This is a genomic window from Pseudomonas sp. RL_5y_Pfl2_73, assembly GCF_963970515.1.
Lineage (GTDB): Bacteria > Pseudomonadota > Gammaproteobacteria > Pseudomonadales > Pseudomonadaceae > Aquipseudomonas.
In genome coordinates this window covers 1-5,361 of sequence record NZ_CAXAPD010000066.1, presented here as the reverse complement: position 1 = coordinate 5,361, position 5,361 = coordinate 1, and the positions used below count along the sequence as shown (strand labels likewise).

The following is a 5,361-nucleotide window of genomic DNA, read 5'->3' as shown; positions in this document are numbered from 1 at the left end:
AATCTGGACCGATCAGTTTGGCCGGGTGAAGGTGCACTTCTACTGGGACCGTCACGACCAATCCAACGAGAACAGCTCGTGCTGGATCCGGGTGTCGCAATCCTGGGCCGGCAAGAACTGGGGCTCGGTGCAGATCCCGCGCATTGGCCAGGAAGTGATCGTCAGCTTCCTTGAAGGCGACCCGGACCGCCCCATCGTCACCGGTCGTGTGTATAACGCCGAACAAACCGTGCCCTATGCGTTGCCCGCCAATGCCACGCAGAGCGGCACCAAAAGCCGTTCGAGCAAGGGCGGCACGCCAGCGAATTTCAACGAAATCCGCATGGAAGACAAGAAAGGCGCCGAGCAGCTGTACATCCATGCCGAGCGCAACCAGGACATCGTGGTCGAGGTGGACGAGAGCCATTCGGTGGGCCATGACCGCAACAAAAGCATCGGCCACAACGAAACCGTACGCATTGGCCAAGACCGACTGCGGGCAGTACAACGCAACGATGCCCTGGTCGTCGGCGGAACCAAGAGCGACAGCGTCGCGACCCAGTACCTCATGGAGGCGGGGTCGCAGATTCGACTGGTGTGTGGCAAAAGCGTGCTGGAGTTCAATGCCAGTGGCGAAATCAATATCTCGGGCACCGCGTTCAATATCTACGCCAGTGGCAATGGCAACATCGACACCGGCGGCCGTCTGGACCTCAACTCCGGTGGCGCCGGCGAAGTGGATGCCAAAGGCAAGGGCATCAAGGGTGTGATTGATGCGGCGGTAAAAGCATTGTTCCCGGCAAAGGCCAAACGCTGAGGTTCATGGCAGGAACGTTGTGGGAGCTGACGAAGGCTCGGGCCGCGTTCGGACGATCTTTTGATCTTTCGCTTGAGACTCAAGTGTCTGGGGAAGGATCGCAGCCTCGTTGCACTCGACAGCTCCTACAACGCAGCCCAGCGGAAGCAATATCACGCGTTCGTAAGCATGTATTGGCCAGGCTGCGTCCACGCGACTCGCAAGTACTTGCCGCTCAGCAGTTGCTCGTCACGGAGATATTCGAACACTTCGCAGGGACACCATTCCTTGCCCGCCGAAAAGGCCACCCGCAAAGAACGCAGCTCATCGAAGACCTTAGCCTTGCGCTTGTCGTCCGCGACGCGCAAAAGGTAGATATCTTGTTCTGCCGCATTCGAAAACCCGATGGCACGCAGGGGAGAATCCAGCGCGTGATCCATGATTCGAACACGAATCGAGTCACCGTCGGCTCTTTCCACGTAGGCCTTCAGCACATCATTCATCACTCAGCGATTGACCGGCACGAAGTCAGGGCCGCCCAGCTGATCCCGGACGCCCAGAGCGGTGCGCATCAGCGGCGCCCACAGGCCGTTCTGGCTGTTCCAGCTGCCGCCCGCCCACCGCGTGTCCTGGACGAGCTCAGCCTTGTTGAGCTCAAGCTGCCGCTGGAGGGCCAGCGCCACCGCGCCCATATCGACCTCGAACAGGTCGGCATAAAGCCCCTCGGGTTGTGTCTGCTTTTTGCTCAGGCAAAGCCGGTAGTACCAGACCCACACCGCGGCGACATAAATCGCCCGATTACGATCAGGATAGCTCGCGAGAATCTTGAGCAAAGCCGCCACTAGGCGCTCAGGGAACTGGGGGTCGCGGGTCTGTTGCCAGTAACGCAGCACCCGCAAATCGAAAGCCGCGACGATGTTCTGCGGTTCTTCGTTGTCGTTCTGGGCTTCTTGGAAGTAGAACCGCTCGCCGACAAGGAATTTGTCCAGCTCGTCATTAGCCAGGGCCAGTTGCCATACGTTGTCCAGGTTGGCACTCATTGGATTCTCACTACCTCCGTGTAGGCGAGCCCGCCTCACCTTCCTTGCCCTTCGACGATCAGATGGCGGTGCCGCGATTCGTTCCCGGTTGGACAATCAATAGCTCGTCCAACTCACGCTTTCTGCAACGCGCCACAAACGGTAGCGCGGCGTCCGGGTCACGCCTGAACAGCTCAAAAGCCGCCTGATTGATTTCATAGTATTCCTCGTAGTCGGCCATGCCGTTGCTGACCGGTATGGACACATAGAACCGACCCGAGTCTTGTTCGATGCCCACGGAAAACATGTGCTCGCGACTGACCAGAACATCTTGAAATTTCATGACTTGCCTACCTCTACCGTCATAGCGGCGTCCAACTGAAGTCTTTGGGCAAAATGCCCCCGGCATCGATGACCGCCTCGCTGGCACCGGTCGGCAGCTTGCCGCCAGGAATCCAGAACTCGTTAGCACCGGCCTCGTTACCTGAAGGAATCCGCAGGTTCATGTCTTTAGGCGCGGGGATATCGACCCGCACCAGGGTACTACTTTCCAGGGTATTTTCTGGAAGCCCAAGCGCCTTCTCCAATGCCCTCTTGTCGCCCTTGGCATTGGCAATCAATTGATCGGCTTCAGCCTTGGGCATCAGGAACGTCGTGCCGTCGCGCTGGGCGATGCCGTACTTATCCAGGTTGTTCTTTGTGGTGAAGCGTGAGGCGCCGTTTTCGAACTGGCCCAGGTGTTCTTTCACATACTGCGGTGACAGGTACGTGTCGGCGTCGGGTCGAGCCCCCTTCGGCATGGCCAGAATGTCGGCCTCGGTCACGCCCGGCTTGTACTTGGGCGGCGGCAGTTCGGCAGGCTTGGCCGCCTTCGCCATTTTCGGACTCAGCCCCAGCATTGCCATACCGGCGACACCTTGCAGCAAGTCCCGATAGCCTGGCCCCAGACGATCACCTAAATCGCCTAGCAGCTCCATGCCCCCCAGGATCAACCCGCCCACCACCACGAATTCGACAAGAACGGCGATACCTGCCATGGCGGCCATGACCAATGCCGCACCGGCCGCCAACAACCCCAATACCTCCAACCCGGTGTGCATCCAGCCTTCAAGATCCAGGACAAACGCCACCGACACCGTCGGCCCACCGATGAACGTATTCGGGCTGCCGCTCTTGATGTGAGCACCGCAGACCATTTTGCTGTGCAGGCGCGCGGCCGGTTTGCCGTTGATGAAGACCGTGGCGCTGCCTTCGGCGATCAGCACCGGAAAGGGCCAGATCGGATGGTTCAGCGGCAGCCCGGTGCAGGAAGATGACGTGTCTTCGCCCGCCCGCATGGCATTGCGGTCGTTGATGTAGACGTTGAAGCTGCCCACTATCAACGCCCCCGTGGTGGGCTCGGGCAGGTTGAAGATGGTGGAGAGGCCCTTGACGATCTGGAACATCGACAAACCGCCGGCCGCAATCGAACCGGCCATGATCGCCAGCGCCACGCCGCCGGTGGCGACCGTCGCGGCAACGACCGCGGCACCGATCAAAGCACCGGCCACGGCGCCGGCGACCATTGCGGCCAACCCGAACCCGTGGGCTATTTCATCACCCAGACGTGCTGCTGCCTGTGCATCCATTGCGCGCATCTACCTTACTGATTCGTATGACTGCTCAGTGGGACGTGTCGATGCTCAGACAATCGGCGGCTGTGGCTTGAACGAATGCATCGCCAGCTTCCAGGCCGGCTCGTGATAGGCGAAATCAGTCGGTGTGGTGGTCAAGGTGGTGATCAGCACCGAGGGCTTACGCTCGATGAACACCTGGCGCAGCATCAGGTCGCGCCCCTCGCGTTGCCAGGTGTAATCCAGCAACGTGGTGGTGTGCCCTTGCAGCACCGTGTCCCAGCGCTGCACCAGCTTGAAGCCCGGCAACTGCTGCTCCGCGCTTTTGAGTTGGCGGTCCACGTACTCGGCAAAAGGAGCGTCGCCCTGGCTGGCATCGCGGCTGATGACGAAACTGGCTTCTTTAGCAGGACCGACTGCCGGCAGCTTGAAAATATTGATGCTCTGGTCCTGCCAGGTATCGGGGATTTCGAGATCAGCTTCTTGAATGCGGTAAGAGGTCACAGTAATCGCTTTCCATGGACGTGAGGTGACGCGCGAAGGGGCAGATATTCAAGTAATGCCTGGTAACAATCAAGAACCGGGTTCCTCTACCTCACGTAAGGCACTACATTATGCGATCAGCGTCACTACTCTAGCTATCAAGCGCCCCGTAGGAGCTGCCGAAGGCTGCGATCTTTTGATCTTTCGCTTTAGACTCAAGGGTCTGGGCAAAGATTGCAGCCTCGCGTTGCTCGACAGCTCCTACAGGAATGCAAGGCATCAACAAGGGATAATTGATGTTATTCAACCAAGCCTCACGCCTGGCCAAGATCACCAGCCCCCTCGGACCTGAGGTGCTGTTGCTCAAGGACATGGGCGGCGGTGAAGAATTGGGGCGGCTGTTCAACTACGAGTTGCAGTTGCACTCGCTGGACAACGCCATCGACCTCAACCAGCTGCTCGGCAAGCCCATGAGCGTGAGCCTGCAGCTCGATGGCGGTGGCGAGCGCTACTTCCATGGCATCGTCGCCCGTTGCAGCCAGAACGTCGACCAGGGCCAGTTCGCCAGTTACCAGGCCACCCTGCGCCCGTGGTTTTGGCTGCTGACCCGCACCTCCGATTGCCGGATTTTCCAGAACCTCACCATCCCGCAAATCATCAAGCAGGTGTTCCGCGACCTGGGCTTTTCCGATTTCGAAGACGCCCTGAGCCGGCCTTATCGCGAGTGGGAATACTGCGTGCAGTATCGCGAGACCAGCTTCGATTTCGTCAGCCGCCTGATGGAACAGGAAGGCATCTACTACTTCTTCCGCCATGAGCAGGGTCGCCATGTGCTGGTGCTGGCCGATGCCTATGGCGCCCACACCACGGCCCCTGGCTACGGCTCGGTGCCCTACTACCCGAAGAACGAGCAGCAGCGCGAGCGCGACCACATCCACGACTGGCACCTGGCCCAGGAAGTCCAGCCCGGTTCGCTTGAGCTCAACGACTACGATTTCCAGCGCCCCAGCGCGCGCATCGACGTGCGCTCGGCCATGCCACGCCCACACACCGCCGGCGACTATCCGCTGTATGACTACCCCGGCACTTACGTGCAGAGCCAAGACGGCGAACACTACGCCCGCACCCGCATCGAAGCCTTGCAGAGCCTGCACGAACAGGTCGAACTGGCCGGCAACGCCCGGGGCCTGGGCTCGGGGCATCTGTTCAGCCTCACCGGCTTCACCCGCCAGGACCAGAACCGCGAGTACCTGATCGTCGGCGCCCGCTACTACATTTCCCAGGAAAGCGGCGAAACCGGCGGCGGCGCGCCTTCGGCGCAGTTCGAAAGCAGCCTGACCTGCATCGACGCCCAGCAAAGTTATCGTCCGCTGGCGACTACCCACCGCCCCATCGTCAAAGGCCCGCAAACCGCGTTGGTGGTCGGCCCCAAAGGTGAGGAAATCTGGACCGATCAGTTTGGCCGGGTGAA

General features: G+C 60.0%; 7 protein-coding genes. 2 read left to right on the top strand and 5 right to left on the bottom strand.

Going from position 1 to position 5,361, the window contains the following annotated elements:
* A partial coding sequence (gene tssI, locus AACY42_RS27865; protein WP_339483710.1) for a type VI secretion system tip protein TssI/VgrG occupies positions 1-796 on the top strand: 796 nt, incomplete at its 5' end.
* 152 nt (positions 797-948) lie between these two features.
* On the opposite strand, the gene AACY42_RS27860 is transcribed toward tssI (AACY42_RS27865), so the two are convergent.
* The 5 genes from AACY42_RS27860 to AACY42_RS27840 are packed head-to-tail and all read right to left on the bottom strand — an operon-like array spanning position 949 to position 3,911.
* Positions 949-1,278, bottom strand: coding sequence for a hypothetical protein (locus AACY42_RS27860; RefSeq protein ID WP_339483709.1), 330 nt, complete (start codon positions 1,276-1,278; stop codon positions 949-951).
* Between the two features lie 3 nt (positions 1,279-1,281).
* Positions 1,282-1,815 (bottom strand): hypothetical protein, encoded by a 534-nt coding sequence (locus AACY42_RS27855; protein WP_339483708.1) that lies wholly within the window; start codon positions 1,813-1,815, stop codon positions 1,282-1,284.
* A gap of 58 nt (positions 1,816-1,873) precedes the next feature.
* Positions 1,874-2,137: a hypothetical protein gene (locus tag AACY42_RS27850; protein WP_339483706.1), complete on the bottom strand. Its 264-nt coding sequence runs from the start codon at positions 2,135-2,137 to the stop codon at positions 1,874-1,876.
* Positions 2,138-2,156: 19 nt separating this feature from the next.
* On the bottom strand, positions 2,157-3,422 hold the full coding sequence (locus AACY42_RS27845; protein ID WP_339483705.1) for a PAAR domain-containing protein: 1,266 nt from the start codon (positions 3,420-3,422) through the stop codon (positions 2,157-2,159).
* 54 nt (positions 3,423-3,476) lie between these two features.
* Positions 3,477-3,911: a DUF1795 domain-containing protein gene (locus AACY42_RS27840; protein ID WP_339483704.1), complete on the bottom strand. Its 435-nt coding sequence runs from the start codon at positions 3,909-3,911 to the stop codon at positions 3,477-3,479.
* A 275-nt stretch (positions 3,912-4,186) separates the two neighbouring features.
* Between AACY42_RS27840 and tssI (AACY42_RS27835) the strand changes: the two genes are divergently transcribed.
* Positions 4,187-5,361, top strand: a 1,175-nt coding sequence (gene tssI / locus AACY42_RS27835) for a type VI secretion system tip protein TssI/VgrG (RefSeq protein WP_339483703.1), incomplete at its 3' end; no start/stop codon positions are given.